We start from the raw sequence: 25,738 nt of genomic DNA, 5'->3' as shown, positions 1-25,738 counted from the left end.
ATGGTTCGGGCGCTGCTTCTGTTTGCGGTTCTGATGCTTCCGGTTTTCGGGGCATCGGCACAGCAAAGCGTCCAGCCTTCAGCCGGAACGTGGGCTCAGAAGAAGTGCAGTTTCTACGCCAAAGCCTGGCAAGACCTGCTTTCCATGTCCAAAGATCGGGACATTACCCGCGCCTTTATCGATGGAAACAATGCTTTCATTGCAGCCGGCTGCTCCAACGGTGCGGATGTGTGCCCGTCGTCCAAGGGTGATATCGATCTTGCCAATCGCCTCACCATGGCCGCGATGAACTTTGGGACAGCGAGCTCATTTCTGCCCTTCGTCTGCCGGACGCGTTGAGGCGCTAACCACTCAATGACATGATTGTGAGACGACCACGGCGCTTCGTCGCTGGACGCTTCGCCATGCTTGCCGCATCCTGAGCCCCGGAATGGCATGAACGCATCGGCTCGATTTTTCGCAACGCGGTTCGGGGTGTGGCATGAAGCTGCGAACGCTGGCATTCGGTTTTTCGGCTCTCATTCTATCCGCCATATCGGCGCTGGCGCAGGAGGGCGGGTTGCCGGTCAGCCAATGCCAGGCGATTGCGCAGAACCTGCCGGGCGAGAATTTCCCCCATGTCCGCTATGCCAGCTTCAATCCCTCGGGTCCCACGCTTGCGCCAGTCATCAAACCGGTAAACCTGTCGGCGCGGGAAGAGGTGAAGATAACCTTCGTCGGCCACTCGACCTATTTTATCGAGAGCCCCGACGGTATCGGCATCGCCACCGATTACAGCGGCGTTCACCAGCCGTCGCGGATGCCTGACGTGGTGACGATGAACAAGGCGCATTCCACCCACTACACGATGATGCCGGATCCTGCGATCGCCCACGTGATGCGCGGATGGAGCGATGTGCCGGGTGAAAAGGCCGAGCATCGGGAAATGGTCGGGGATGTCTATATCCGCAATGTCGTCTCGGATATCCGCAACTGGGGCGGCGGGATCGAGCCGGACGGCAACTCGATCTTCATCTTCGAAGTCGCCGGTCTCTGCATCGGGCATCTCGGCCACCTGCATTTCGAACTCAACGAACAGCAGTACACGCAGATCGGTCGGCTCGATATTCTGATGGTGCCGGTCGATGGTGGTTTGACGATGGGGGCGGACAGCATGAGCCGCGTCGTTCAACGGCTGCGGTCGTCGCTGATCCTGCCGATGCACCGTTTCGGACCGCCGCTCGAGCGGTTCCTGTCGATGTTCGACGGCAAGTTCGAGATCGCCTACGCGCCAAGCGAGACGATCACCGTGTCGATGCGCAGCCTGCCGAAGAAGCCGACGATCATGGTGCCGCGAGGGCTGTGACAGGGGCTGTTTAAGCCCCTGTCTTTCGTTTGATCAGGCGTGACGCGTGAAGGTCAGGCGCTTGTTGACGCCGACTTCCGGCATCTTCTCGTCGTTGAGGTTCGCCTTGGCGATTTCCCAGCCGAACTTGAGCGTGCTGTCGGTCGACGCCCAGATTTCGGCGTCGTCGACGCGGAAGGCCAGCATGGTCAGATGCGGATCGGACTTACCGTGTTCGTACCAGGCAGCCGTCACGGCGCTCCAGTATTCATCGATCTTCGCCTCGTCCTTGCGGACTTCCAGGATGCCCGACAGGCAGGCGTGGTAATCGTGATCCTTGCCGACCACGTTGAAGTGGGCGCGGGAGGCTGTGCCGAGCGCCTTCACCAGATCCGTATCGGTCCTGGTATAGAACCAGATCGTGTTGGTCTCGGAATCGACATTCGGCGCCATCGGCTGGAAGTGCATGTGCGCACCTTCGATGCCGAGCATGCCCGCATGGATTCCGTTGATTTCGTCCCACATCTGACGTTCGGGGGCTTCGCGTGCTTCGGTAAGGCTCGCCATCTATAATTCTCCTTCTTTGTCGTGCGGTTGAAGAACGGAGGCGGGGCGGGGTTTGTTCCTCATCCGAAAGGCTCTTGAACGGCATCCGCTTCGAAACTATAAGGCGGCACAATTCCAGATAATGATGCAGACAGGGGTGCCATGGCTGGCCATTCACAGTTCAAGAACATCATGCACCGCAAGGGCAAGCAGGACGGTATCCGTTCCAAGATGTTCTCCAAGCTTGCACGCGAGATCACCGTTGCGGCAAAGTCCGGTCTACCCGACCCGGATATGAACGCGGCACTGCGCCTTGCCGTTCAAAACGCCAAAGCGCAGTCGATGCCGAAAGACAATATCGACCGCGCCATCAAGAAGGCGTCGGGCGCCGATGCTGAGAACTATGACGCGGTGCGTTACGAAGGCTATGGCCCAGGCGGCACGGCCGTGATCGTCGAGGCTCTGACCGATAACCGCAACCGTACCGCCTCCAACGTTCGCTCGATCTTTACCAAGGCCGGCGGCGCTCTTGGCGAAACCGGTTCGGTGTCCTTCTCCTTCGACCATGTCGGCGAGATCACCTACAAGGCGTCGGTCGGAGATGCGGATACGGTCATGGAGGCTGCGATCGAAGCGGGTGCCGACGATGTGATTTCCGACGAGGAAGGCCACACGATCATCTGCGGGTTTGAGGCGCTCGGTGAAGTCTCCAAGGCGCTCGACGCCACGCTCGGTGGTGCCGAGACCGTCAAGTCGATCTGGAAGCCGCAGAATACGATCGAAGTCGACGAGGAACGTGCGCTGTCGCTGATGAAGCTGATCGGCAACCTCGAAGACGACGACGACGTGCAGAACGTCTATTCGAACTTCGAAGTCTCGGATGAGGTCATGGCCAAGCTGTCGGCCTGATCGCCTCTAGTCCTGAAATGAAGCGGGCCGGTCGTTGAGACCGGCCCGTATTCGTTTACGCGGCTCGCTGCAGCTGGCTATCCATCAGCGACAGCTGCGAAAACAATTCCACCGAGCGGAGACGCTTGTCGATATCGTGGATCGGCATTGAGATGATGAGCTCGTCGGCCTGGGTTTCGGCCAGGAACTCACCAAGCTTACGTTCGATGGTTCGCGGCGAGCCGACCGCTGCGTAGCGCAGCGTGTGCTCCACATTCATCTTCTCCATCGGCGTCCAGAAACCGTCCATCGTATCGAGCGGTTTCGGGAAAAGGCCGCGGACGTTCTTGCGCAGGTTGACAAACTGCTGCTGCGACGAGGTGAAGAGCCTGTTTGCTTCCTCATCCGTATCTGCTGCCACACCCATGACACCGGCCATCACATACGGTTTGTCGAGATCCGCCGAGGGCTGGAAGCGATCGCGGTAGATGGCGATCGCGTCGAGCAGCATATCTGGCGCAAAGTGCGAGGCAAACGCGTAGGGGAGACCCAAAGCGGCCGCCACGTGGGCGCTGTAGGTCGAGGAGCCGAGAAGCCAGATCGGCACATTCGCCTCGGTTCCCGGCACGGCAAGGATTGCCTGGTTCGGGACGGGCGTTCCAAGCAGATGCTTGAGCTCGACGATATCCTGCGGAAAGTTTTCTGCGCCGGCATCGAGATTGCGTCTCAGCGCATTTGCCGTGCGCATGTCGGTTCCGGGCGCTCGGCCGAGGCCGAGATCGACGCGGCCGGGGAGCAGCGCTTCCAGCGTGCCGAACTGTTCGGCGATCACAAGAGGAGAATGGTTTGGCAGCATGATGCCGCCGGAGCCAACCCGGATGGTCTTTGTCGCGGCGCCGACATGGGCGATGACGAGCGCGGTGGCCGCGCTGGCAATGCCCGGCATGCCATGGTGTTCGGCAAGCCAGAGGCGGTTATAGCCATGCTGTTCGGCCTTAATCGCCAGCCTGCGGGACTGGTCGAGAGCCTGGCTGACGGAATAGCCTTCGCCGATCAGCGAAAGGTCGAGAATGGAAAACGGGATCATCGGCATATCCTGAAATGGATAGGAAAACGTGTTCTCCCTATCTAGGCAGCCGGTCTTGCAAATACGACCCCGCCGGCGATGAAAGTCGCTCGGCGGGGTCGGTGGAGGTCCGACAGTGAGGTCGCTGCCTCAGGTCTTGATCAGGCGCAGGAAGGGCTTGCGACCTCCCGACGACGGGGGCGATCCTTCAGGCGGAAAGACTGGTGGCGCCGGCAAAATTGTCACGTCGGAGTAGCGTGCGGCAGCGCGATCGATCTCGCCGATGCTGCGGTTCAGGCTGTCGAGAACAAGCGGCGTGGTCAGGATTTCGGGGGCCTGGGCATCCTTTGCCTTGGCCATTTCGTCGAGTTCGCCACGGATAGCCTCGGCCTCGGCCGCCTGAGCATCGGCGGATTCGGTCAGTTCTTCGACGTTCTGGGCCAATGCATCGACGTAAAGGCCGATCGCACGCAGTTCGCGCTCGATCTCTTCGGTCTTGGCGCGGATTGCGCTCATGCCTGTAGCACTGGACGTGCCGGCCGACAGTTCCATCGTCTCAATGAGCTTCAACGCGGCAGCAACCGCTTCGCGCGGTCGGCGCATGTCGAGCTTGGTGTTGTGGGCGATCGTGCCGACATGACGGGTGATTGCCTGACGCTGCTTGGCGCTTCTCTCATGCGCGCTGGTCTTTGACTTCGCGCGGGTAATTCTGTCTGCTTGATCCTGGCGGGCCTGAGCTTGGCTGCGCAGGATGGCGGCCATGGCTTCGGTGTCGGCCCGCATCGTCTCGACACTCGAAACGACGGTGCCGATGGTCCGGTCGATTGTTGCGAGTCCACGATTGAAATCGCGGCGCATGCCTTCGAAACGCAGCGGCATGGGTTCATCAAGTGTGGTGCGGATATCACCGCTTGCAAAGCGGCGCAGACCGCCGTCCAGGATGTCGGCGGTTCTGCGAAGATCGCGCAGCTCGGTCTCATTCCGATCATAGTCCCGTATCATTCGGGCGCCTCCTCGTGATTCTTAAGAAACCCTTTGTGACGAACCAACGCCATTAGGAAAAGGTTGTTGCGGTTGGATCACCACTTCTGCCCAAAACGATGCGGTTATGGTTAACAAAATATGAACGCTTCCGACGGCTTCGGTCCGCATGTTGGCCTGCAGACTCACTCCGCGTTTCGGCCTTGGCGCAGGATTCCCGGCGTGACACAACAGTTGCCATGACAAAACCGATTCGCATCATCGGCATCGATCCGGGGCTTCGCCGCACAGGGTGGGGTGTTATCGAGACATTGGGAAACTCGTTGCGCTTTGTGGCATCGGGGACGGTCGTGTCCGACGGTGACATCGACCTCGCCTCGCGCCTCTGCCAGCTGCACGATGGTCTGGCCGAAGTTGTGCATACCTACACGCCAGACGAGGCGGCGGTCGAGCAGACGTTCGTCAACAAGGATGCGGTGGCGACGCTGAAGCTTGGTCAGGCGCGTGGCGTCGTGATGCTGGTGCCGGCGCGTGCCGGGTTGCCTGTTTCGGAATATGCGCCAAACGCTGTCAAGAAAGCGGTCATCGGCGTTGGCCACGGCGAGAAGCAGCAGATCCACATGATGGTGAAGATTCTGATGCCGAAGGCGGAGTTCAAGGGTAATGATGCCGCCGACGCGCTGGCGATCGCCATCTGCCACGCCCATAACCGCGTTGCAAACCGCATGCGCCAAGCTTTGGCCGGCTGACGCATCAGCCTCCTCTGTTCTTGACTTGTTCTGACGCCCTCAGTAGGTATTTCGGCAGAGGCCGTACGCTCGCATCGGCTTCTGACGCGCGATGCAGCGCGCTATCGTGCCTGTTTCCCGATGCTCGGCATCATGATTTCCGGAACCCATTCTCCTTCATCCTCAGCGGCGGACCTAAGACATGATCGGCAAGCTCAAAGGCACTATCGACGAGATCGGCGAGGACTACGCGCTCGTTGACGTGCACGGCGTCTGCTACGAAGCCTTCTGTTCGGCCCGCACGCTGGCCCGCCTCAATGTGGGCGAAGCGGCAGTGCTGTTTATCGAGACCTATGTGCGCGAGGACCAGCTGAAACTGTTCGGCTTCCTGTCGGCACTGGAGCGCGAGTGGTTCAACCTCCTGCAGAGCGTGCAGGGCGTCGGCGCCAAGGTGGCGCTGGCCTTGCTCTCAACGCTGACACCGGGCGAACTGGCCAATGCGATTGCGCTGCAGGACAAGACCGCAGTTTCGCGGGCACCCGGCGTCGGCCCCAAGGTCGCCGTCCGCATTGTCACCGAACTCAAGAACAAGGCGCCCGCCTTTGCCGGCGAGGCATCCGCCAATATCGGCTTCAAGCAGGAACTGGGCGAGGGCGTGGCGTCTGCGCCCGTCAGCGATGCGGTCTCGGCGCTCACCAATCTTGGCTATTCTCGCGATCAGGCGGCCAATGCAGTCGCCGCAGCTTTGAAGGCAGCCGGTGAGGATGCCGACAGCGCCAAGCTGATCCGGCTGGGTCTGAAGGAACTGGCGAGGTCGTGATATCCGGGGTAAGCACTGGGATATCGATAGGGCCAGACGATTACGGGAAGTAACAGATTGGGTGCGTTCACGACTATGGCTCTTGAAGGTCAGATCAGGATAGCGATCAAGGGTCGCGACGTGCCGAGAGTTGCTGCTCCACATGGCCGGTGCCACTGCTCCATGACATCAGACACAAAGGCCGCATGCGCGCCCGAGATGGAATTTCTTGCATGACCGACGAAAACCGCCTCATCTCGCCGGAAAAACGGGGCGAAGATTTCGATACGGCGCTGCGCCCGCAGTCGCTCGACGAGTTTACCGGGCAGGCAGAGGCTCGCGCCAACCTCAAGATCTTCATCGAGGCCGCCAAGAACCGGGGCGAGGCCCTGGATCACGTGCTGTTCGTCGGCCCGCCGGGTCTCGGCAAGACCACGCTTGCGCAGATCATGGCCAAGGAACTGGGCGTCAATTTCCGCTCGACCTCCGGTCCTGTGATTGCAAAGGCCGGCGATCTGGCGGCGCTTCTGACCAATCTCGAAGACCGAGACGTGCTGTTCATCGATGAAATCCACCGTCTCAACCCGGCGGTCGAGGAAATCCTCTATCCAGCGATGGAAGATTTTCAGCTCGATCTGATCATCGGCGAAGGGCCGTCGGCACGGTCGGTGAAGATCGACCTGTCGAAATTCACGCTGGTTGCTGCCACCACCCGTATCGGGCTGTTGACGACGCCGCTGCGCGACCGGTTCGGCATTCCCGTGCGCTTGTCGTTCTACACGGTCGAGGAACTGGAAGGTATCGTCCGGCGTGGTGCGCGCCTGATGAACCTGCCGATGACCGATGGCGGCGCGCGCGAGATCGCACGGCGCGCCCGTGGCACGCCGCGTATCGCCGGACGGCTGTTGCGCCGTGTCCGCGATTTTGCCGAAGTGGCGCGTGCGGAAGCCGTGACCAAGGAGATCGCCGACGAGGCGCTGATCCGCCTCAATGTCGACCACGCCGGTTTCGACCAGCTCGACAAGCGCTATCTCAACATGATCGCCGTCAACTTCGGCGGCGGGCCCGTGGGTATCGAGACGATCGCGGCGGGACTTTCGGAGCCGCGCGACGCGATCGAGGACATTATCGAGCCCTACATGATCCAGCAGGGCTTTATCCAGCGCACGCCGCGGGGCAGGGTGCTGACGGCAGTCGCCTGGAAGCATCTCGGCCTGCAGCCGCCCAAGGATATGGAAGCGGCCCAGTTCAGGATCAGTTTCGACGATGAGTAAAAGCGACGAACCCCAGGATCTGCGCATCCGGATGAAGTTCAAGCCGAAGCGCATTTTTCAGATGCGCATCGCGGGGCTTGGTTTTCGCGACGGCCATGTGCTGGTGCACCGCGCCGTGCATGAGACGTTCTGGACCTTTCCCGGCGGACGCGCGGAAGTGGGCGAAACCTCCGAGGAAACGCTGAAGCGCGAGATGGTCGAGGAACTCGGGGCCGAGGTGAAGGTCGGGCGGCTGCTCTGGGCGGTCGAGAACTTCTTCCGCTACGAAGACCGCGACTGGCACGAACTCGGCTTCTACTATCTGATGGAGCTGCCGGAAAGTTTCCCGTTTCATTCGACCGATATCATCCATCGGATCATCGACACGCACGAACTCGAGTTCAAGTGGGTGAAGGCGACGAGGGACTCGCTGAAGGCGCTGGATATCCCGCCGTATTTTATCGCGGAGGAAATCGAAGATCTGCCTGCGAGCCCGAAACACGTGGTCTGGCGCGATGGCGATCTCGATCTGAAAGACTGATGTTGGAACATCCTTTACTCCCTCGAGTTTTCCAGGAGTAGAAGGAGATGATCCATGCAGAAGATCAGCGTCGGAAACGAAGTCGAATGGAAATGGGGAAAGTCGAAGGCCGAAGGTAAGGTCGCCGAGAAGTTCACCAAGGATGTCGAGCGCAAGATCAAGGGCAAGACGATCAAGCGCAAGGCGGATGCCGACAAGCCCGCCTTCCTCGTCAAGCAGGAAGACGGCGACAAGGTTTTGAAAAGCCAATCGGAGCTGAAGAAGACCGATGGCTGAAAGATCTTCGCACGACCATCAGCACGAGCAGTCTAAGACTCGCGCGCGCAGCCCGTCCAAACCATCGCAGCTTGACCACAAGCCGCCGGCCGACGTTGCGGCTGCGGCCGAGAAGGGCTTGAAGCTGCGCGCCGAATACCGCCGCGGCGGCACGACGGTCGGGATAGCACGCGCTCGCGATCTTCAGCATCGCAAGCATCTGTCGGAACAGACGGTGAAGCGGATGGTGAGCTACTTCAAGCGTCACAATGTCGACAAGCGCTCCGACAATTTCGGCGACGACGGCAACCCATCTGCTGGTTACATTGCCTGGCTTCTGTGGGGCGGCGACGCCGGCCAGAAGTGGGCTGAAGAGCACATGAAGCAGATCGACAAGACGAAGCAAGAGGCCAAGACGCAACGCACCTCGTCCCACTAGGATCGTAGCGGGGATAAGATCAGGAGGAGGCGAGGCGGCGGATTGTTTGTGCAAGCAACGGTTTGCCACCGCCCCTCCAGCCAAGCGCCTCGATCTTTGCCGTCGGCATGACGCGCACTCGCGACAGATCAGCCTTCTCGGGCAAGCGGCGGCAATTGTCGACGTGACTGAGGATCTCGCTTCGATCGGTGAGTATGTCTGACACGTTGAAACTTTCGCCGGCGATCCTGACGGCCTCGGCTTCCAGCATCAGACGAACGGCGGAGCTGACATCGCTGCCGTGTACTTCCGTTCCCGCACGCGGTTCGATGACGCCCCCGGAACGGTAGGTTTCAAACATCTGATCCCACTTGTTGGGTCTCAGATCTCCGTACACACCAGTCAACCGCAGGCTTGCGGTCGTAAAGTCAGGGTCGCAAAGTCCGGCGACCGCGACTTCGCCCTTATGCTTGATTTCGCCGTAGAGACTTGTCGGTGAAAGATCCGTGTCTTCGGTCAGCGGCAACCCGTCAGGCAGGCCGTCATAGACAGCGCGGCTGGAGATGAGGACGGCGCGGCGGAGACCGGCTCGTTTGGCAGTCTCGAACAGTTTCATCGTGCCATCGAGGTTCATGCGGGCAAACCGCGTGGGATCGTCGCCTTCGCCGCCCCGGTATTTCCCCGCGACGTGGTCGAAGGCGGCGTGGACGAAGAAATCGGCACCGGTGAAGACATCACTCTGGTCGAGATCGGAATCGAGCGAGAGGGGGACGAATTCGACTGGTTTCGAGAACAGGTCGGGTTGCGGCCGTGTCCGGCCGCCGACGGTGACCGAGTAGCTGGCGTCCAGCAGCGCTTCGACGATATAGCGGCCAACGAGCCCGGTCCCGCCCGAGACGAGGACTTTCATGGCAACGGCGCCGGATTGGGCAGCGCGGTGATGTCGGGCGAGCGCCCTTCGTAGAAGTCCCACCAGAGATCGATCAGAGGTCTCAACTGCTGCGCCTTCGGGTGATCCTTCTCCCAGGGCTTTTCATACTGGTAGTGGAGGATGCCGATGCTTTCCCAGTTCCAGAGATCGGGCATTGCGAACCACACATATTGCAGCATGTTCATGGTCACCGGCAGGCCGTGCCAGTCCGGAAAGAAGTGTTCCAGAAACGTCTGGTCGGTGCGCCGCCAGAAGGCGTCGGGAACGTCCAGCGCCGCCATCATACCGTCGAAGGTCTGCAGCGATGGCTTGGCCACGAACACGCCGGAGTTCATCCGGTGGAAGTCGGCCATGCTCTCGTAGACGTTCGGTGCCGCGGAAAACTCCGGATAGGCGAACAGCTTGTCGATGTTCTTCAGCATCAGCGCGTCGGCATCGATGAAGACTGTTGTGTCGTAGTCGGTCAGCTGCCACAGGCGAAGCTTACAGAAGTTGTCGAGCGGCGTGTGGAAATCCGGCTTGTTGCCTTTGGTAAAGGGCGCCGCCCCATGCAGTTTCTTTCGGGCGTGACGGTCGTTGAACGCGTCGGACAGCGGAAGGTGCGCGACTTCCACCAGCCTGCAGCCTAGGGCCTCGAGCGGGCCAAGGTCGGAAGCTGAGACCGCAGCCGTATGCAGCACGACGATCTCGGCCGTGGTCCCGGTCAACCTGATCGATCGGGCCAGTGCCGTGGCGCCCATCGCGTAATCGGCATTGGTAACGAGGGTGACGAAGGCGGTTTTCATCGCGCCATCACGAGACGGATTTCAGCCGCATGCCTTCCGGATCGTGCTCGACTTTGGCGGCGATATCGCGCGTCCAGGCGGAAACGGCGGGGACACGGCTGCGATCGACGCGGTAGGCGTATTTCTTCGCAACATCGACGATCTCGGCCAGCAGGCCTTCACCGAGCGTGGTCGGCTGCAGGCCAAGGCTCAGGAACTTGTCGTTCTTCACGACGAGATCGTTTTCGGGGGCTTCCTTGCGCGGGTTGGGCAGCCAGGCAATCTGGGCGCCGCTCATCTTGGAGATCATTTCGGCGAGATCACGGACCCGGTGGGTTTCCGTCATCTGGTTGAAGATCTCGACCCGGTTGTTGCGGGCAGGCGGTGTGTTGAGCGCGATTTCGATGCAGCGTACCGAATCCTGGATGTGGATGAAGGCCCGCGTCTGGCCGCCGGTTCCGTGTACCGTCAGCGGGTAGCCGATCGCCGACTGGATCAGGAAGCGGTTGAGAACCGTGCCATAATCGCCGTCGTAATCGAATCTGTTGATCAGCTGTTCGTGGCGGCGTGTCTGCTCCGTGTGGGTTCCCCAGACGATCCCCTGGTGCAGGTCAGTGATCCGCAGACCGTCGTTCTTGGCGTAGAAGGCAAACAGCTGCTGATCGAGGCATTTCGTCATGTGGTAGATCGAGCCGGGATTGCTCGGATAGAGGATTTCCTGGCTGACGGTGCGGCCATCCATCGTCTCGATGCCAACAGGAAGGTAGCCTTCCGGGATCGCAGCACCGACGGTCGAGTAGCCGTAGACACCCATCGTGCCCAGGTGAATAAGATGCGCGTCAAGATCGAGCTCGACCATGGCATTCAACAGATTGTGCGTGGCGTTGACGTTGTTGTTGACAGTGTAGTTCTTGTGGCGGTCGCTCTTCATCGAATAGGGGGCTGCCCGCTGTTCGGCGAAGTGGATGATGGCGTCTGGACGGTTCGCCGCCAGCCAACCCTTCAGAAGCTCGTAATCCTTGGCAAGGTCGATCAGGTGAAAGTGGATGCGGCGGCCGGTCTCGGCGTGCCAGATGCGGGTCCGTTCCTGAATGCTGTCCATCGGCGTCAGCGACTGAACACCGAGTTCCGTATCGATCCAGCGGCGCGACAGGTTATCGAGAATATGCACCTCGTGGCCGGCATCGGACAGGTGAAGCGATGTCGGCCAGCCGACGAAACCATCGCCGCCAAGGACTGCAATCTTCATGAATGTTCTCTCCGTTCGCGGGTGCCCTATTTTATGCGGGCGGGAAGTATGACAGGACACCGAAAGTGGATCGGTATTCCGCCTTTATCCAGGGGATGAAGATGGAATTTCAAGGCAAGCTTATGACAGAGCAGAATTTTTTGTTATCCGGAGAACTGATCGAGGGCGGTCACAGCCTCGTCCAGCGGGTCTATTACGAGGACACGGACTTCTCCGGCCTCGTCTATCACGCCCGCTACCTACACTTTCTCGAGCGCGGCCGAACAGACTATCTGCGGTGCCTCGGCTGCGAGCAGGGTGCGCTTCTGTCTGCGGATGAGGAGGGGCTGGTCTTCGTTGTTCACCGCATGGAGATCGACTTCAAGCAACCGGCCCGGATGGACGATATCCTGACGATCCGGACGATCACCGAAAAGGCCGGTGGCGCCAAGATGGTGCTGACCCAGGAAATCCGCCGCGGCGAAACGCTGCTGATCGCGGCGAAGGTGGTCATCGCCGTCATCAACAGACACGGCCGTCCACGACGACTGCCGGAGGCGATCGCGGAGAAGTTTCTAACAGCGCCGATCTGAGCTTTAGACAATAGAGCCAAAGCGCTGATCAAGCTTGCGGCCGTAACACATTATTAACGATAATGTAGTCTTACTAACCCGTGAGGGATTTGTGCAACGCACGCCTTCCTTTGACCAAATTTGAAGGCGAGAAGCCAAGCTGAAAACTCAGGACATCTTGGGCGTTAGGCGGCGATCTCGGCGGACAGAAACATTCTCGCGAGAGCGCGCTTTGGAACCCGCCCGGTTGTGAAATGCCGGGCGTTTGGATTCGGGGATTGAAGACAGATGGAACAGGTAGCTCTGGAAGCTGCGACGCATGACGTGAGCCTTTGGGCGCTGTTCATGCAGGCCGGACTGATCGTCAAGATGGTGATGATCGGGCTGATGGGTGCCTCGGTCTGGACCTGGGCGATCGTCATCGACAAATATATGGCCTTTTCAAAGGCGCGGCGTCAGTTCGATCAGTTCGAACAGGTGTTCTGGTCGGGTCAGTCGCTCGAAGAACTCTACCGCACCCTTGGCGAGCGCCAGAATACAGGCCTTGCCGCCATCTTCGTCGCTGCCATGCGCGAGTGGAAAAAGAGCTTTGAACGCGGCGCCCGTTCGCCGATCGGTCTCCAGATGCGTATCGACCGCGCCATGGACGTGACGATGTCGCGCGAAGGCGAGGCCTACGAGGCACGTCTTGGGTCGCTCGCAACCATCGGTTCGGCCGGTCCGTTCATCGGTCTGTTCGGTACCGTCATCGGTATCATGACCTCCTTCCAGGCGATCGCAGGATCGAAGTCCACCAACCTTGCGGTCGTTGCACCGGGTATCGCCGAAGCGCTCTTGGCAACCGCCATCGGCCTCGTCGCCGCTATCCCGGCAGTTATCGCCTACAACCGTTTCATGGGCGAGGCTGGCAAGCTTTCATCGCGGATGGAAGGTTTTGCCGACGAATTCTCGGCCATCCTTTCGCGCCAGATCGACGAGAAGCTGCAGCCACGCCAGGCCGCTCAGTAATCAGGCACAACGCCAGGAGTAAGCACCATGGGCATGTCGGCCGGAGGAGCAAAGTCGGGAGGCGGTCGTCGCGGACGTCGCGGTGGGCGAAGCCGTAGCGGCGCGATCAGCGAAATCAACGTCACGCCGCTTGTCGACGTCATGCTCGTGCTTCTCATCATCTTCATGGTCGCCGCACCGATGATGACTGTCGGCGTGCCGATCGACCTGCCTGAAACCCAGGCCAAGGCGATGAATTCCGATACGCAGCCGATCACCGTTTCGGTCAATCCGGAAGGGCAGATCTTCCTGCAGGAAACCCCGATCACGATCGACGAGATCCTGCCGAAGCTGCAGGCGATCGCCACGACCGGCTATAACGAGCGCATCTATGTGCGGGGCGACACTGCCGCTGCCTATGGCGTGGTGATGAAGGTCATGGCCCGCATTTCGTCTGCCGGTTACAAGAACCTCGGCCTCGTTACCCTTCAGGAACAGGAGCAGTGATCCCACGCCATGAAGGGTAGTATCGGCACATCGCTGGTTCTCCATTCGGTGCTTCTCGGCTGGGCGCTTGTCTCGCTGAGTTCACCGATGCAGCTCAACGTCGCCGACGTCGAGGCGCTTCCGGTCGACATCGTCCCGGTGGAATCGATCACCCAGATGCAGCAGGGTGACAAGAAGGCGCCTCTCACCGAAAAGCCTTCGGTGAAGGAAACCAAGAACCAGAAGGTCGTCGAAAACGCCGAGAATGCCGGCGAGAGCGACATCGACCTGAAGTCCCCGCCGACGCCGGCCAAGAAGCCCCTGAAGACCGAAGCCGCCGCCGCGCCAAAGCCGGTGGAGCGCCCGACGCCGACCCCGACGGACGAGGACAACCAGGTCAAGGATATCGTCAAGGAAGAAACGGCACCGAAGCCTCAGGAAGTGGCAGCATTGCCGCAGCCGAAGCCGGAGCCGACCCCGCCAAAGCCCGAGCCGACGCCGCCCAAGGCCGAGACACCGCCACCGACCCCAACTCCGACCGAAGCCAAGACCGAGGAAGCGCCGCTTCCCGACAGCGTTCCGCTGCCCGCTGCCAAGCCGAAGCAGGAACCGCCGAAGGAGCAGGCAAAGCCCGTCGAAAAGCCGGTCGAGAAAAAGCCTGACCCGCCGAAGCCGACCGAAACCGCCAAGGCGGATACCAAGGCGACGGAAGCTTCAAAGCCGACCGACAAGAAGGAAGGCAAGAAGCAGGAGACGGCGAAGGCCTCGTCTTCCAAGGCCAGCGACTTCAATGCCGACCAGATCGCAGCGCTTCTCAACAAGCAGGACGCGTCGGGCGGCGGTGCCAAGCGTTCGACGTCGCCTGCTTCCACCGGCAGCACTAAGCCGTCTACTGGTTCAAAGCTCAGCGTCAGCGAAATGGACGCACTGCGCGGGCAGATCGGCAAGAACTGGTCCTATATCGCCGGCATCGAAGGTGCAGAAGGCGTGGTGATCCGCGTCCATATGCGGCTCGACCAGTCGGGCATGATCGTCGGCGAACCCGAAGTTTCCTCAAGCGGCGGTTCAGATACGGCCCGCCGGACGCTTGAATCCAGCGCGCGCCGCGCTGTCTTGCGTTCGTCGCCGTTCAAGAACCTGCCGGCAGACAAATACGATGCGTGGAGCGAAGTCATCGTGAACTTCAGCCCCAGCGATCTTGATATGCTTTGAAAGGCCAAACCATGATCAGACGTTCCTTCCTCGGGCTCATGATGGCGTCCGCCGGTGCTGCCGCGATCTCCAACCCCGCAAACGCGGTGGTCGAGATCAACATCAACAAGGGCAATGTCGAGCCGCTGCCGATCGCGATTACCGATTTCCTGTCCAACAACGAGCTTGGACCGCAGATTTCGCAGGTTATCGCCGCCGATCTTCAGCGCTCGGGCCTCTTTGCGCCTGTGAACAAGCAGGCGTTCATCGAAAAGATCACCGATCCGGGCCGCGCGCCGCGTTTCGAAGACTGGAAGGCGATCAACGCCCAGGCGCTGGTCGTCGGCCGTGTCAGCCGTGAAGGCGACGGTCGTCTGCGCGCCGAATTCCGTCTCTGGGATACGTTTGCCGGCCAGCAGATGACCGGCCAGCAGTTCTTCACCCAGCCGGAAAACTGGCGTCGTCTGGCGCACATCATCGCCGACGCGATCTATAAGCAGATCACCGGCGAGCAGGGCTACTTTGACACCCGCGTCGTGTTCGTATCCGAAAGCGGTCCGAAGACTGCCCGTCAGCGTCAGTTGGCAATCATGGACCAGGACGGTTTCAACGTCCGCATGCTGACCGGTACCAAGGATCTCGTTCTGACGCCGCGCTTTTCGCCGAGCCGTCAGGAAGTCACCTACATGTCGTTCGAGGGCAACCAGCCGCGGGTCTACCTGCTGCAGCTGGAAACCGGACAGCGCGAAGTGGTGGGCAATTTCCCGGGCATGACGTTCTCGCCGCGCTTCTCGCCTGACGGTCAGAAGGTGATCATGAGCCTTCAGCAGGAAGGCAACGCGAATATTTACACGATGGACCTGCGTTCGCGCACGACGACGCGCCTGACGTCGACGGCTGCGATCGATACCGCGCCATCCTATTCGCCCGATGGTGCGCGCATCACGTTCGAAAGCGACCGTGGCGGCCGCCAGCAGATCTACGTGATGGGGGCCGACGGTTCGGGCCAGAGCCGCGTCTCGTTCGGCGATGGTTCCTATTCGACGCCGGTCTGGTCGCCGCGTGGCGATCTGATCGCGTTCACCAAGCAGTCGGGCGGAAAGTTCTCGATCGGCGTGATGCGTCCGGACGGTTCTGGCGAGCGCATTCTGACATCGGGCTTCCATAACGAGGGTCCGACCTGGGCACCGAACGGGCGTGTTCTGATGTTCTTCCGCCAGAACGCCGGCGCCGGTGGTCCGCAGCTTTATTCGATCGATCTCAGCGGCTATAACGAGCAGATGGTCAAGACACCGGCATTCGGGTCCGACCCGGCCTGGTCGCCGCTTCTTGAATAGGAGGCACGTTTGAGGCGCGGCAGATCTGCCGCGCTTGCGTTCCAACCGGCAGCGAACGACTGAAAAATAGGGCACCGGAAGGAATTCGTTAACCATAAGCGTTTGATCATGGTTAACCTAAATCCGTTAGAGTTCGGCAACTCTTAAATTAAATGATCAAGGAGAGAACGGCCATGAGCCGCATTCATACCCCGGCGATGAGCCGTATGCAGACCCTCGCTCGCAACCCGGCCGTCATCGCTCTGACGCTGGCCCTCGCTCTCGCAGGCTGCGCCAACAAGAAGAACCTTCCGAACAACGCGGGTGACCTTGGCCTCAACGGCGGTGGTGCCGGCGGCTCGGCAACACCTGGCTCGAGCCAGGACTTCACGGTCAATGTCGGCGACCGGATCTTCTTCGATACGGACTCGACCTCGATCCGTGCAGATGCCCAGCAGACGCTCGATCGTCAGGCTCAGTGGCTGCAGCGTTACCCGAACTACGCGATCACCGTTGAAGGCCATGCCGACGAACGCGGTACACGCGAATACAACCTGGCACTCGGCGCCCGTCGCGCTTCGTCCACCAAGGAATATCTTGCTTCGCGCGGCATTCCTGCCAACCGCATCAAGACCATTTCCTTCGGCAAGGAACGTCCGGTCGCAGTTTGCGACGACATCTCCTGCTGGTCGCAGAACCGCCGCGCGGTTACCGTTCTCGGTGGCGCTGGCATGTAATGCCGGTGAGGGGCGGGGCCAGTCCCCGTTCCACACATGACATTTTGGTGAGAAAAGGTGGCCTTCGCGCCACCTTTTTTGTTTTTCCTTAGTTTGGCCCCGTTTCCCTTGATTTTGAACGTCGACTTGGTTGCTTTTTGACGGCAGTTCAGAAAAATCCGTATTGCGCCAATCCGGCGCAAGCTACAGCGCCGCGCACCGGGTTTCCGATGCGCACAGCGCGTTGTAGAACATAGGTTGCGCTTCGTTCTTTCCGAAAGCCATTCCGGCTTGAGGGCCGAAGCGCGGGAAGCAGGACGGACGACATGAAGAAAATTGTCTTGGCAGCGATGCTGGGGCTGGCGGCGATGGCGGGCCCTGCTGGGGCCTTCTCATTTCCGAAACTCTTCCAGGGCGAGCAAAGCGTTCCGCAACAGCCGCAGGCCGAACAACGGCCTGTGATCCTCGCGCAGGGCGGCGATGCCGTCCGGACGCAGCAGCTTCAGGAAGAGGTACGGCAGCTTAACGGCCGTATCGAGGAAATGAGTTATCAGCTCCTGCAGATGCAGGAACAACTGCGCAAAACGCAGGAAGATAACGAATTCCGTTTCCAGGACCTGGAAAAGAAGAAGAGAAGCGACTTGGGCGACACGGGCGGGCAACCGGCCGTGGCGTCCAACCGCCCTTCGTCTTCGGCTTCCTCCGGCGAACCCTCCCCACCTGCCGCGCAAGGCGCCGACGACGTGGCTCGCATCATTGGTGAGCCTTCCAGCCCATCCGCGACCACAGGCAACCGCGCCGCACCTGCGCCAACAACACTTGGATCGATGAATCTCGACACGAGCGGGAATACTGTCGGTGCGTCCCGCAACGACAATGCCCGCAATTCGGCCGGTCTTCCCGGTGTTGCTTCCGGCTCGTCGCGCAGCGGTGGGTCGCAGGATCCGCAGCAGACGGCCTCGCTTGGCAGTGAGGGCGACAGCTACAAGATCGCCTATGACCATGTTCTTTCCGGCGACTACCCGCTCGCCGAGAAAGAGTTTTCCAGCTACCTCGCCAGCTACCCGAAGAGCTCACGGGCCGCAGACGCCAATTTCTGGCTCGGCGAAGCGCAGTTCTCGCAGGCGAAATATGCCGATGCGGCAAAGACCTTTCTCAACGCGCACCAGACCTACGGCAAGTCCGCCAAGGCGCCGGAAATGCTGCTGAAGCTCGGCATGTCGCTTGCGGCTCTCGACAACAAGGATACGGCCTGCGCGACGCTTCGCGAGGTACCCAAGCGCTATCCAAATGCGCAGCGCGCCGTGCTCGGCAAGGTGACGACCGAGCAGAAGCGGCTGTCCTGCTGATCCTGCGGCGGTGACCACCCCGGATCCATCCCCGCAGTCAGCGGTTCGTGAATTTCTCGCCGGTCTTTCAAGGCCGGCGAAACTGCTTGTGGGGATCTCCGGCGGCAGTGATTCGACCGGGCTTCTGCTCGCGCTTCAGGAGGCGCTGGCTACTGACCCGGAAGGCGGGATCGAACTTGCCGCCGCCACGATCGATCATGCGCTGCGAGCCGAATCAGGCGCGGAGGCCGGCTCGGTGGCATCTCTTTGCGCACGCAAGGGCATTCCCCACACGATCCGCCGCTGGGACGGCGACAAACCAACGACCGGCATTCCGGCTGCCGCACGAGAAGCTCGCTACCGGCTGCTGATGGAGATCGCTGACGAGATCGCAGCCACCGCCATCCTCACGGGCCATACGCTGGACGACCAGATCGAAACGGTGGCGATGCGCGCAGTGCGCAACGGCACGAAGGGCAAGCTGGGTCTGGCGGGCATGGCAGGTGCAGTCCTGCTCGACAGACGGCGCTGGCTGCTGCGACCGTTTCTGTCTGTGCGTCGCTCAGCGATCCGGGATTTTCTTGCAGCGGGAGGCGAGGGCTGGATCGACGACCCTAGCAATCTCGACAGCCATTACGAGAGGGTCAGAACTCGAAATGCCCTCACGGGCATCGAAACGGTGACGATGGACGAGATCGCTGCGGCCGGCGCTTCGCGAACGCGTCTGTCCCGCCATGCGGCGGAACTGGCCCGCGAGCAGCTGACCATCAGCCATGGGGTTCTGGCTTATCTTCCGGTCGAAGCATTGGGCGGCGATCCACTGGCTCGGGACCATCTGCTCGGACATCTCATCGCGCTCCTGGGCGGACGGGAACACGTTCCTTCGACCGAGACGATGACACGGGTCGCGGCATTTCTGGATGGCCGGCACCTCGGCCGAATGTCTGGAGGGCGGGTCATCCTCGATCTGCGTCGGGATGGGCTGTATCTTTACCGGGAAAGCCGCAATCTGAACCCTGTTCGCATCGCGGCGGGGGCGGTGAAGGTCTGCGATGGCCGATACCGCGTCCACAACCCAACCAATAGCGAAATCGTGATCGGGCCGACCATTCCCGATCGCACGCTGGCGGGCTCGCTTTTCCCGAATGCGCCCGGGTCGGTCGCGATGCGGGCCATGGCGGCAATGCCACAGGTGCAAACACTCGAAACTGGCCTGCTGCACGCGATTGACATGCACCCGGTCCTGGGGACGTTCGAACGCTTCCTGTCGCAGTTCGAGCTCGAGATTGCAGCCCAGTTCGCCGATTTGGTCGGATGCGACGATATACCCCCGCTTCCGGTTAAGCTTTCGCAGCGGAAAAGCTAGGCGTCCGTGCCGGTTCGCCTTGGCAATGCCAAAGCTCAACCCTATGTTAGGTTCCAAGAAGGGCGGTCGCCATGATGTGACCGTTGGCATACTGGGGAGTTCGATGAACCCAAATTTTCGCAATTTTGCCCTCTGGGCCATTATAGCCCTGCTGCTGATCGCTTTGTTCAGCATGTTCCAGACGGCGCCGTCGCAGACGTCCTCGCGCGAAATTCCGTATTCGCAGTTCCTGCGTGACGTGGATTCCGGCCGCGTTCGCGACGTCGTCGTGACCGGCAATCGTGTCCTCGGCACCTATACCGAGAACGGCACCAATTTCCAGACATACTCCCCGGTCATCGATGACAGCCTGATGGAGCGTCTTCAGTCGAAGAACGTCTCGATCATGGCTCGCCCCGAGACAGACGGATCGTCTGGCTTCCTGAGCTATATCGGCACGCTGTTGCCGATGCTGCTGATCCTCGGTGTCTGGCTGTTCTTCATGCGTCAGATGCAGGGTGGCTCACGCGGTGCGATGGGCTTCGGCAAGTCGAAGGCGAAGCTTCTGACCGAAGCGCATGGTCGCGTCACGTTTGAGGACGTTGCCGGCGTCGACGAAGCCAAGGCCGACCTCGAGGAAATCGTCGAATTCCTGCGCGATCCGCAGAAGTTCCAGCGCCTCGGCGGTCGTATCCCGCGCGGTGTGCTGCTTGTCGGCCCTCCGGGTACCGGTAAGACTCTGCTCGCCCGTTCGGTCGCGGGTGAAGCCAACGTGCCGTTCTTCACGATCTCGGGTTCGGACTTCGTGGAAATGTTCGTCGGTGTCGGCGCATCCCGTGTGCGCGACATGTTCGAGCAGGCCAAGAAGAATGCGCCCTGCATCATCTTCATCGACGAAATCGACGCCGTCGGCCGTCACCGTGGCGCAGGCCTCGGCGGTGGTAACGACGAACGCGAGCAGACGCTGAACCAGCTTCTGGTCGAGATGGACGGCTTTGAGGCGAACGAGGGTATCATCCTCATCGCCGCAACCAACCGTCCCGACGTTCTCGATCCGGCACTTCTGCGTCCAGGCCGTTTCGACCGTCAGGTCGTCGTCCCGAACCCTGACATCGTCGGTCGCGAACGCATCCTCAAGGTTCACGCGCGCAACGTCCCGCTTGCTCCCAACGTGGATCTCAAGGTTCTTGCCCGTGGTACGCCTGGTTTCTCCGGTGCCGACCTCATGAACCTCGTTAACGAATCTGCCCTGATGGCAGCGCGCCGCAACAAGCGTCTCGTCACCATGCAGGAATTCGAAGACGCCAAGGACAAGATCATGATGGGCGCCGAGCGTCGCTCGTCCGCCATGACTGAAGCCGAAAAGAAGCTCACCGCCTATCACGAAGCCGGTCATGCGATCACCGCCCTCAAGGTGGCCGTTGCCGATCCGCTGCACAAGGCGACGATCATTCCGCGCGGCCGTGCGCTCGGCATGGTCATGCAGTTGCCGGAAGGCGACCGCTATTCGATGAGCTACAAGTGGATGGTGTCGCGCCTGACCATCATGATGGGTGGCCGCGTTGCCGAAGAACTGACATTCGGCAAGGAAAACATCACGTCCGGTGCATCCTCTGACATCGAGCAGGCGACCAAGCTTGCGCGTGCCATGGTCACCCAGTGGGGCTTCTCCGACATCCTCGGTCAGGTCGCCTATGGTGAAAACCAGCAGGAAGTCTTCCTCGGACATTCGGTTTCGCAGTCGAAGAACGTGTCCGAATCGACGGCCCAGAAGATCGATAGCGAAGTGCGCCGTCTGATCGACGAAGCCTATACGGAAGCGCGCCACATCCTGACCGAATACCACGATCAGTTCGTGGCCATCGCGGAGGGCCTGCTCGAGTACGAAACCCTTTCGGGTGACGAAATCAGAGCGCTGATTCTCGGCCAGAAGCCGTCGCGCGACCTTGGCGACGATTCGACGCCAAGCCGTGGTTCGGCTGTGCCGAGCGCCGGTGCAAAGAAGGACGAGCCGAAGGGCGATGCGCCCGAAGGCGGTCTTGAACCTCAGCCGCACTGATCTCTACTGCATCAAACCTATTAAAGCCGCTGCGGAAACATCCGCGGCGGCTTTTGCTTATCGACCTTAGCGGGACTGGTTCGGTAACGGGATATAAGCGATTTTGACGGTAATTTAGGTGCCAACGCAGATGAACTGTGGCATGAGCCGATCTTGGACGGCAGTGCCGCCGATCCGCTCGGGCATGTTGCACATACAGACATAACCGGGCGAAGACCGCGCTTTTGAGAGCGCGTGTACCAGGGAGCTTACATGACACGCCGCTATTTTGGGACTGATGGCATCCGCGGGCATTCCAACGTCTATCCGATGACGCCAGATCTTGCGATGCGCGTCGGTATTGCCGTCGGAACAATTTTTCGCAACGGAACGCACCGCCACCGCGTGGTGATCGGCAAGGATACTCGTCTTTCCGGCTACATGCTGGAAAATGCCATGGTCGCAGGCTTTACCGCAGCCGGCCTCGACGTGTTTTTGCTTGGCCCGATCCCGACGCCCGCGGTTGCCATGCTGACGCGCTCCCTGCGTGCGGATGTCGGCGTGATGATTTCCGCTTCACACAACCCGTTCGAGGATAACGGCATCAAGCTGTTCGGCCCCGACGGCTACAAGCTTTCCGATGAGCTGGAAATGCGGATCGAGGATCTGCTCGACAGCGACCTCCATTCGCAGCTGGCAAAATCGGCCGATATCGGTCGCGCCAAGCGCGTCGAGGGCGATATCTACCGTTATATCGAACAGGCCAAGCGCACGCTCCCGCGTGACGTGACGCTGCACGGTCTTCGGGTCGCGATCGATTGCGCCAATGGTGCCGCCTACAAGGTCGCGCCGCTGGCTCTGTGGGAGCTCGGCGCCGAAGTGGTCACGATCGGCAACGAGCCGAACGGCACCAACATCAATCTCGATTGCGGCTCAACCAGCCCGGCGGCGCTGCAGCGCAAGGTCCACGAGACGCGCTCCGATATCGGCATTGCGCTCGACGGCGACGCGGACCGTGTCATCATCGTCGACGAGAATGGCGATATCATCGACGGCGACCAGCTGATGGCGGTTATCGGCGAAAGCTGGGCGGAAGACGACAAGCTGACCGGTGGCGGCATTGTCGCGACCGTCATGTCCAATCTCGGGCTCGAGCGCTTCATGGAGACCAAGGGCCTGACGCTTGCGCGCACCAAGGTCGGTGACCGGTATGTGGTCGAGCACATGCGCAATCACGATTTCAACGTGGGTGGCGAACAGTCCGGTCATATCGTGCTGTCGGATTTCGGCACCACCGGTGACGGTCTTGTCGCAGCCTTGCAGATTCTTGCCCGCGTCAAGCGGCTCGATCGCCCGGTGAGCGAAGTCTGCCGCCGGTTCGAGCCAGTGCCGCAGCTTTTGAAAAACGTGCGCTTTGCGGGTGGCAAGCCGCTGGAAAACGCCGTTGTGCGGCAGGCGATCGCGGATGCGGAAGCCGAGCTTGCCACCAAGGGCCGCCTCGTCATTCGCCCGTCGGGCACCGAGCCGCTGATCCGTGTCATGGCTGAAGGCGACGACCGGGCCCAGGTGGAGCGCATCGTCGGCGATCTCGTCACGGTGATTGCCAACGCCAGACCGGAAGCGGCCTGACGGATCGTTCGGATCTAGCCTCTCCCGGCTATGACGGGAGAGGGATGGGCCACGACCTTGTGGCCGTTCGCTGTTACGGCCGCCACTGCCTGAACTTGCCGTCCAAAGCGCCGTCGAGGTAGAAGGCGGCGCTGATCAGGGCGAGGTGGGTAAAGGCCTGCGGGAAGTTGCCGAGGAACTCACCGCGCGGATCGAATTCTTCCGCGTAGAGCTGCAGGTGATTGCCGAACAGAAGCAGCTTTTCCATGTTGATCTCGGCTTCCGCCAGGCGACCGGCGCGGGCGAGGCACTCCACATACCAGAATGAACAGGCGGCGAAGAAGCCTTCATCGCCTTCCAGGCCGTCCTTGCGCTTGTAGCGCATGACGAGCGCATCATCGGCAAGTTCGTTGCCGATTGCATCGAGCGTCGCCAGCCAGGCCGGGTCGGTGGCGCTGATGAAGCGCACGAGCGGCATCATCAGCATGGACGCGTCGAGATCACTGCCCCCCTTGGCATGAACGAAGTGGCCGAGATCGGCATTCCAGAAGTTTGCCCAGATGTCGTCGCTGATGGCATTGCGTGCCTCGACCCAGCGTCCGAACGGAGCTGTTAGCGACCGCTTCTGAGCCAGCCGGATGGCACGATCCACCGCGACCCAGCACATGAGCCGGGAATGCAGATGTTCCTGCGGCTCGCTGCGGATTTCCCAGATGCCGGCATCGGCGTCCTGCCAGATGTCGCAGACGTGGTCGACGATGCGCCGGACAGCATTCCAGTTGTCGTGGGAGATCGCCTCGCCGTATTTGTTGCTGATATAGACCGAATCGAGAAGCTCGCCGTAGATGTCCAGCTGGATCTGTTCAGCTGCGTTGTTGCCGACGCGGATGGGTTTGGCGCCACCATAGCCCGAGAGGTGGTCGAGTTCCTGTTCGGTGTCGACGCGACTGCCATCGAGATTGTACATGATCTGTATTTCCCCACCTGGCGACCGGTCCGTCCTGTCGACGAGCCAATGGGAAAATGCGTTCGCTTCGTCCTGATAGCCAAGGCGCATCAGCGCGTAGATCGTGAAGGAGGCATCCCGGATCCAGGTCGCACGGTAATCCCAGTTTCGCGGGCCGCCCGGAGCTTCGGGCAAACCGAATGTGCCCGCTGCGGCGATGGAACCGTTCTTTTGCGAGGTCAAAAGCTTGAGCGCCAGTGCCGAGCGGGTGACGGAGGAGCGCCAGCGACCGGTATAGGTCGAGCGTTTTGCCCAGCCCTGCCAGTATTCTATGGCGTCCGCGATTGCAGCGCTGACAGCGTCCTTGTCCCAGACGTCGCCGTCATTTCCGTCCAGAACAAAGTCGGCCGTCTCTCCGGCTTTCAATGAAAACGTGGCGCTGACACCGCCGTCTTCCTTTTCGAAGGTCACCGGGCCCGAGAGGCGAAGGGTGAAATCACCGCAGCGGAACGTTGAAACGCCGCCGTCGACCGTGACCTCGGGCACCTTGCGCGCATAGTCGAAGCGCGGCCAGCAACGCAGCGAAAACGTCATCTCGCCGCGGGTGACTTCAACCCGGCGGATCAGGTTCTCCACCCCGTCCTCGGTTTTTGGCACCGGCATCAGATCGACCACTTCGGCGCTCTGGTGCTGTCCGAGCCAGCGGGTGAGGAGGACGTTGGTCTCGGGGATATACATCTGCAGACGACGGGCATCGTCGATGTCAGGCGAAAGCTCGAACGCGCCGCCCTTTTCCGGATCGAGGAGTGCGGCGAAGATGCTGGGACTGTCCAGATCCGGCCAGCAGAGAAAATCGATCGCACCATCGCGCGCAACCAGCGCCAGGGTTCTCAGATTGCCGACCGCACCATGTTCGGCGATCGGTCGCGGCACGTCGGCGTGGATCGCCAATGATTTCCCAGTATCGGTATTCAGTTGTGTCAAAACCTGACCCTTTCCTATGCAGAACGGACAACTCCGAAGCAGCAGATCGGTTCGCCGATAACGTCTTGGCTCGCCAAGAAGTTACCCCTGATTTTTTAGGGATCGAACTTCGAGATGGTGCGTTCTCTTTCCCGCAAGGACGGGATGGAAGAGATGCAGCACGTGAAAATCGAAGCTGTCCGCAGGGCAGCGGTCAAACTTGTAGCAAGGCATGAGCAGGAGAAACTGAGGACTGCGCTCGCCGACCATCTTCGATCCGTGGCCGAGCTGAAACGCAAAGCCAAAGCGGACCGGGAAGGCTGACCGACGCGAGTGGGCGGCAGGCGAGGGCGTCATTCACGAAAAATTCGCCGATAATTTTTTAGAATTCACTTATATAATGTGAACATGTCGTTAAGAGCAGTGTGCTGTTAACCGCAAATCTTCACGAATATAACCTTGCTGGGGTTATAGTTAATCAGCATTTAACCTTTTTTCTTCATTCTTCATTGTCAAAGAG

The 25,738-nt window shown here is 60.6% G+C and carries 26 protein-coding genes; 19 read left to right on the top strand and 7 right to left on the bottom strand.

Annotated elements, in window-relative coordinates:
- Window positions 1-339, top strand: a complete 339-nt coding sequence (locus ACQY1K_RS13240; RefSeq protein ID WP_062582412.1) for a hypothetical protein — start codon at window positions 1-3, stop codon at window positions 337-339.
- Between the two features lie 142 nt (window positions 340-481).
- The gene (locus ACQY1K_RS13235) at window positions 482-1,345 is read left to right on the top strand and encodes an MBL fold metallo-hydrolase (RefSeq protein WP_192086066.1); all 864 of its coding nucleotides are present in this window, start codon (window positions 482-484) and stop codon (window positions 1,343-1,345) included.
- 33 nt (window positions 1,346-1,378) lie between these two features.
- Here ACQY1K_RS13235 and ACQY1K_RS13230 read toward each other — a convergent pair whose 3' ends face one another.
- A complete protein-coding gene (locus tag ACQY1K_RS13230; RefSeq protein ID WP_430257570.1) occupies window positions 1,379-1,891 on the bottom strand; it encodes a pyridoxamine 5'-phosphate oxidase family protein in 513 nt (170 codons plus the stop codon).
- 141 nt (window positions 1,892-2,032) lie between these two features.
- Here ACQY1K_RS13230 and ACQY1K_RS13225 point away from each other — a divergent pair, with 141 nt between their 5' ends.
- Window positions 2,033-2,779, top strand: coding sequence for a YebC/PmpR family DNA-binding transcriptional regulator (locus ACQY1K_RS13225; protein WP_062460788.1), 747 nt, complete (start codon window positions 2,033-2,035; stop codon window positions 2,777-2,779).
- Window positions 2,780-2,834: 55 nt separating this feature from the next.
- On the opposite strand, the gene ACQY1K_RS13220 is transcribed toward ACQY1K_RS13225, so the two are convergent.
- Together ACQY1K_RS13220 and ACQY1K_RS13215 are read right to left on the bottom strand one after the other, a co-directional pair.
- Window positions 2,835-3,845: an LLM class flavin-dependent oxidoreductase gene (locus ACQY1K_RS13220; RefSeq protein WP_062461844.1), complete on the bottom strand. Its 1,011-nt coding sequence runs from the start codon at window positions 3,843-3,845 to the stop codon at window positions 2,835-2,837.
- Between the two features lie 129 nt (window positions 3,846-3,974).
- The gene (locus ACQY1K_RS13215) at window positions 3,975-4,826 is read right to left on the bottom strand and encodes a methyl-accepting chemotaxis protein (protein ID WP_062460785.1); all 852 of its coding nucleotides are present in this window, start codon (window positions 4,824-4,826) and stop codon (window positions 3,975-3,977) included.
- 218 nt (window positions 4,827-5,044) lie between these two features.
- On the opposite strand from ACQY1K_RS13215, the gene ruvC reads away from it, so the two are divergent.
- The 6 genes from ruvC (at window position 5,045) to ACQY1K_RS13185 (ending at window position 8,820) form a co-directional block, all read left to right on the top strand.
- Window positions 5,045-5,554 (top strand): crossover junction endodeoxyribonuclease RuvC, encoded by a 510-nt coding sequence (gene ruvC, locus ACQY1K_RS13210; protein WP_062460782.1) that lies wholly within the window; start codon window positions 5,045-5,047, stop codon window positions 5,552-5,554.
- 181 nt (window positions 5,555-5,735) lie between these two features.
- Window positions 5,736-6,353 (top strand): Holliday junction branch migration protein RuvA, encoded by a 618-nt coding sequence (gene ruvA / locus ACQY1K_RS13205; RefSeq protein ID WP_062460779.1) that lies wholly within the window; start codon window positions 5,736-5,738, stop codon window positions 6,351-6,353.
- Window positions 6,354-6,565: 212 nt separating this feature from the next.
- The gene (gene ruvB, locus ACQY1K_RS13200; protein ID WP_062460777.1) at window positions 6,566-7,606 is read left to right on the top strand and encodes a Holliday junction branch migration DNA helicase RuvB; all 1,041 of its coding nucleotides are present in this window, start codon (window positions 6,566-6,568) and stop codon (window positions 7,604-7,606) included.
- Window positions 7,607-7,637: 31 nt separating this feature from the next.
- Window positions 7,638-8,126, top strand: coding sequence for an NUDIX hydrolase (locus ACQY1K_RS13195; RefSeq protein ID WP_430259011.1), 489 nt, complete (start codon window positions 7,638-7,640; stop codon window positions 8,124-8,126).
- A 54-nt stretch (window positions 8,127-8,180) separates the two neighbouring features.
- Window positions 8,181-8,402 (top strand): DUF2945 domain-containing protein, encoded by a 222-nt coding sequence (locus tag ACQY1K_RS13190; protein ID WP_062460771.1) that lies wholly within the window; start codon window positions 8,181-8,183, stop codon window positions 8,400-8,402.
- Window positions 8,395-8,820 carry a hypothetical protein gene (locus tag ACQY1K_RS13185; RefSeq protein WP_430251120.1) on the top strand — a complete coding sequence of 142 codons (426 nt, stop codon included), beginning with the start codon at window positions 8,395-8,397 and terminating at the stop codon, window positions 8,818-8,820. The genes ACQY1K_RS13190 and ACQY1K_RS13185 overlap by 8 nt, the downstream gene beginning before the upstream one ends.
- 19 nt (window positions 8,821-8,839) lie before the next feature.
- Here ACQY1K_RS13185 and ACQY1K_RS13180 read toward each other — a convergent pair whose 3' ends face one another.
- The 3 genes from ACQY1K_RS13180 to ACQY1K_RS13170 are packed head-to-tail and all read right to left on the bottom strand — an operon-like array spanning window position 8,840 to window position 11,743.
- Entirely contained in the window at window positions 8,840-9,709 is an 870-nt protein-coding gene (locus tag ACQY1K_RS13180; RefSeq protein ID WP_430257569.1) for an NAD-dependent epimerase/dehydratase family protein, read from the bottom strand.
- Window positions 9,706-10,515, bottom strand: a complete 810-nt coding sequence (locus ACQY1K_RS13175) for a glycosyltransferase (RefSeq protein WP_430257568.1) — start codon at window positions 10,513-10,515, stop codon at window positions 9,706-9,708. The genes ACQY1K_RS13180 and ACQY1K_RS13175 overlap by 4 nt, the downstream gene beginning before the upstream one ends.
- Window positions 10,516-10,522: 7 nt before the next feature.
- Window positions 10,523-11,743: an NAD-dependent epimerase/dehydratase family protein gene (locus ACQY1K_RS13170; protein ID WP_113165977.1), complete on the bottom strand. Its 1,221-nt coding sequence runs from the start codon at window positions 11,741-11,743 to the stop codon at window positions 10,523-10,525.
- Between the two features lie 122 nt (window positions 11,744-11,865).
- On the opposite strand from ACQY1K_RS13170, the gene ybgC reads away from it, so the two are divergent.
- The 10 genes from ybgC to glmM all read left to right on the top strand — a co-directional run bounded on the left by ybgC (window position 11,866) and on the right by glmM (window position 23,330).
- On the top strand, window positions 11,866-12,315 hold the full coding sequence (gene ybgC, locus ACQY1K_RS13165; protein ID WP_062583118.1) for a tol-pal system-associated acyl-CoA thioesterase: 450 nt from the start codon (window positions 11,866-11,868) through the stop codon (window positions 12,313-12,315).
- Window positions 12,316-12,582: 267 nt separating this feature from the next.
- Window positions 12,583-13,302: a protein TolQ gene (gene tolQ, locus ACQY1K_RS13160; RefSeq protein WP_062582426.1), complete on the top strand. Its 720-nt coding sequence runs from the start codon at window positions 12,583-12,585 to the stop codon at window positions 13,300-13,302.
- Window positions 13,303-13,329: 27 nt separating this feature from the next.
- Entirely contained in the window at window positions 13,330-13,788 is a 459-nt protein-coding gene (gene tolR / locus ACQY1K_RS13155) for a protein TolR (RefSeq protein WP_062460755.1), read from the top strand.
- A 9-nt stretch (window positions 13,789-13,797) separates the two neighbouring features.
- Window positions 13,798-14,979 carry a cell envelope integrity protein TolA gene (locus ACQY1K_RS13150; protein WP_430257567.1) on the top strand — a complete coding sequence of 394 codons (1,182 nt, stop codon included), beginning with the start codon at window positions 13,798-13,800 and terminating at the stop codon, window positions 14,977-14,979.
- Window positions 14,980-14,990: 11 nt separating this feature from the next.
- The gene (gene tolB / locus ACQY1K_RS13145) at window positions 14,991-16,295 is read left to right on the top strand and encodes a Tol-Pal system beta propeller repeat protein TolB (protein WP_062460748.1); all 1,305 of its coding nucleotides are present in this window, start codon (window positions 14,991-14,993) and stop codon (window positions 16,293-16,295) included.
- A gap of 173 nt (window positions 16,296-16,468) precedes the next feature.
- A complete protein-coding gene (pal, locus tag ACQY1K_RS13140) occupies window positions 16,469-17,011 on the top strand; it encodes a peptidoglycan-associated lipoprotein Pal (protein ID WP_062460745.1) in 543 nt (180 codons plus the stop codon).
- 305 nt (window positions 17,012-17,316) lie between these two features.
- Entirely contained in the window at window positions 17,317-18,339 is a 1,023-nt protein-coding gene (gene ybgF, locus ACQY1K_RS13135) for a tol-pal system protein YbgF (protein ID WP_062582428.1), read from the top strand.
- Between the two features lie 10 nt (window positions 18,340-18,349).
- Window positions 18,350-19,684 carry a tRNA lysidine(34) synthetase TilS gene (gene tilS, locus ACQY1K_RS13130; protein ID WP_430257566.1) on the top strand — a complete coding sequence of 445 codons (1,335 nt, stop codon included), beginning with the start codon at window positions 18,350-18,352 and terminating at the stop codon, window positions 19,682-19,684.
- 103 nt (window positions 19,685-19,787) lie between these two features.
- Window positions 19,788-21,722, top strand: a complete 1,935-nt coding sequence (ftsH, locus tag ACQY1K_RS13125) for an ATP-dependent zinc metalloprotease FtsH (protein ID WP_062461836.1) — start codon at window positions 19,788-19,790, stop codon at window positions 21,720-21,722.
- Window positions 21,723-21,974: 252 nt separating this feature from the next.
- On the top strand, window positions 21,975-23,330 hold the full coding sequence (gene glmM / locus ACQY1K_RS13120; RefSeq protein WP_062460737.1) for a phosphoglucosamine mutase: 1,356 nt from the start codon (window positions 21,975-21,977) through the stop codon (window positions 23,328-23,330).
- Between the two features lie 73 nt (window positions 23,331-23,403).
- Here the strand turns inward: glmM and ACQY1K_RS13115 are convergent, their stop codons facing one another.
- Complete coding sequence (locus ACQY1K_RS13115) at window positions 23,404-25,239, bottom strand: glycoside hydrolase family 15 protein (protein WP_430257565.1); 1,836 nt, start codon at window positions 25,237-25,239, stop codon at window positions 23,404-23,406.
- Window positions 25,240-25,738 lie beyond the last annotated feature (499 nt).

Origin of the sequence: Neorhizobium sp. IRS_2294 (genome assembly GCF_050500145.1) — a bacterium.
In the GTDB taxonomy this organism is placed as follows: Bacteria; Pseudomonadota; Alphaproteobacteria; order Rhizobiales; family Rhizobiaceae; genus Neorhizobium; species Neorhizobium soli.
This window is presented reverse-complemented; position numbering and strand designations above follow the sequence as displayed.

Excerpts from the sequence above, each read along its gene's own strand:
- ACQY1K_RS13240 (WP_062582412.1), top strand. The coding sequence starts at position 1 with ATGGTTCGGGCGCTGCTTCTGTTTGCGGTTCTGATGCTTCCGGTTTTC.
- ACQY1K_RS13235 (WP_192086066.1), top strand. The coding sequence starts at position 482 with ATGAAGCTGCGAACGCTGGCATTCGGTTTTTCGGCTCTCATTCTATCC.
- ACQY1K_RS13230 (WP_430257570.1), bottom strand. The coding sequence starts at position 1,891 with ATGGCGAGCCTTACCGAAGCACGCGAAGCCCCCGAACGTCAGATGTGG.
- ACQY1K_RS13225 (WP_062460788.1), top strand. The coding sequence starts at position 2,033 with ATGGCTGGCCATTCACAGTTCAAGAACATCATGCACCGCAAGGGCAAG.
- ACQY1K_RS13220 (WP_062461844.1), bottom strand. The coding sequence starts at position 3,845 with ATGATCCCGTTTTCCATTCTCGACCTTTCGCTGATCGGCGAAGGCTAT.
- ACQY1K_RS13215 (WP_062460785.1), bottom strand. The coding sequence starts at position 4,826 with ATGATACGGGACTATGATCGGAATGAGACCGAGCTGCGCGATCTTCGC.
- ruvC (WP_062460782.1), top strand. The coding sequence starts at position 5,045 with ATGACAAAACCGATTCGCATCATCGGCATCGATCCGGGGCTTCGCCGC.
- ruvA (WP_062460779.1), top strand. The coding sequence starts at position 5,736 with ATGATCGGCAAGCTCAAAGGCACTATCGACGAGATCGGCGAGGACTAC.
- ruvB (WP_062460777.1), top strand. The coding sequence starts at position 6,566 with ATGACCGACGAAAACCGCCTCATCTCGCCGGAAAAACGGGGCGAAGAT.
- ACQY1K_RS13195 (WP_430259011.1), top strand. The coding sequence starts at position 7,638 with ATGAAGTTCAAGCCGAAGCGCATTTTTCAGATGCGCATCGCGGGGCTT.
- ACQY1K_RS13190 (WP_062460771.1), top strand. The coding sequence starts at position 8,181 with ATGCAGAAGATCAGCGTCGGAAACGAAGTCGAATGGAAATGGGGAAAG.
- ACQY1K_RS13185 (WP_430251120.1), top strand. The coding sequence starts at position 8,395 with ATGGCTGAAAGATCTTCGCACGACCATCAGCACGAGCAGTCTAAGACT.
- ACQY1K_RS13180 (WP_430257569.1), bottom strand. The coding sequence starts at position 9,709 with ATGAAAGTCCTCGTCTCGGGCGGGACCGGGCTCGTTGGCCGCTATATC.
- ACQY1K_RS13175 (WP_430257568.1), bottom strand. The coding sequence starts at position 10,515 with ATGAAAACCGCCTTCGTCACCCTCGTTACCAATGCCGATTACGCGATG.
- ACQY1K_RS13170 (WP_113165977.1), bottom strand. The coding sequence starts at position 11,743 with ATGAAGATTGCAGTCCTTGGCGGCGATGGTTTCGTCGGCTGGCCGACA.
- ybgC (WP_062583118.1), top strand. The coding sequence starts at position 11,866 with ATGACAGAGCAGAATTTTTTGTTATCCGGAGAACTGATCGAGGGCGGT.
- tolQ (WP_062582426.1), top strand. The coding sequence starts at position 12,583 with ATGGAACAGGTAGCTCTGGAAGCTGCGACGCATGACGTGAGCCTTTGG.
- tolR (WP_062460755.1), top strand. The coding sequence starts at position 13,330 with ATGGGCATGTCGGCCGGAGGAGCAAAGTCGGGAGGCGGTCGTCGCGGA.
- ACQY1K_RS13150 (WP_430257567.1), top strand. The coding sequence starts at position 13,798 with ATGAAGGGTAGTATCGGCACATCGCTGGTTCTCCATTCGGTGCTTCTC.
- tolB (WP_062460748.1), top strand. The coding sequence starts at position 14,991 with ATGATCAGACGTTCCTTCCTCGGGCTCATGATGGCGTCCGCCGGTGCT.
- pal (WP_062460745.1), top strand. The coding sequence starts at position 16,469 with ATGAGCCGCATTCATACCCCGGCGATGAGCCGTATGCAGACCCTCGCT.
- ybgF (WP_062582428.1), top strand. The coding sequence starts at position 17,317 with ATGAAGAAAATTGTCTTGGCAGCGATGCTGGGGCTGGCGGCGATGGCG.
- ftsH (WP_062461836.1), top strand. The coding sequence starts at position 19,788 with ATGAACCCAAATTTTCGCAATTTTGCCCTCTGGGCCATTATAGCCCTG.
- glmM (WP_062460737.1), top strand. The coding sequence starts at position 21,975 with ATGACACGCCGCTATTTTGGGACTGATGGCATCCGCGGGCATTCCAAC.